This is a genomic window from Exiguobacterium aurantiacum, assembly GCF_001766415.1.
GTDB classification, from domain to species: Bacteria; Bacillota; Bacilli; order Exiguobacteriales; family Exiguobacteriaceae; genus Exiguobacterium; species Exiguobacterium aurantiacum_A.
This window is the reverse complement of sequence record NZ_MKXO01000034.1, coordinates 1-633: the sequence shown is the minus strand read 5'-3', so window position 1 is coordinate 633 and position 633 is coordinate 1. Positions and strand designations below refer to the sequence as shown.

1 protein-coding gene and 1 pseudogene are annotated in these 633 nt (G+C 40.3%); both read right to left on the bottom strand.

The window, feature by feature from the left end:
• Nucleotides 1–457: pseudogene (locus tag BJU60_RS14805) on the bottom strand (DNA polymerase III subunit delta'); the annotation flags it as partial.
• Between the two features lie 11 nt (nucleotides 458–468).
• The coding region (locus BJU60_RS15105) for a DUF327 family protein (protein ID WP_141737256.1) at nucleotides 469–633 on the bottom strand (165 nt) is incomplete at its 5' end.

Here is a 633-nt window from a genome sequence, read left to right as displayed (position 1 = left end):
TTTTATGCGATTGCTCAGTGATTAAAACCGCCATCGTTTCCCGATTAGGCTCCTCTAGGAACTTCAATAAACTGTTCGCGGCATTGACCGTCATTTTGTCCGCATGAAGAATAATATACATTTTCCGGTGAGATTCTACACCGGCTTTTGTAAATTCCTCTTGCAGTGCCTGCACTTGCGCCTTCTTAATTGATTGGCCATCAGGCTGCACAAGATGTAAATCGGGATGGTTTCCTGATGCAATCCTTTTGCAGTTTTGACAGGATTCACATGGTTTCACTCCTGATTCCAAGCAAAAAAAGCTTTTAGCCAAAAGCATCGATGCATCCAGTTTTCCGGTTCCTTTTTTTCCTTCAAATAAGTAGGCGTGCGTAAGTCGGTCTTTATCAATACTATTAAAAATCAGCCGCATGACGCGCGGCTGCAAATCATTCATGTCATCCCAGCTAATTGCCATGTTATCACTCTCTATGTGTAAAGGTTAATCAATAAACCTTTTATTTCTCCAATACGTTCAAGCAAATCAATAGATGGTTTTTCTTGATCCATCATTTCCTCGGTTAATTCAATCAGCTTTTCATCTAAGGCTTTGACTAAAGCAAGTGTACGTGTATTGCCATAAATGTCAAAGCT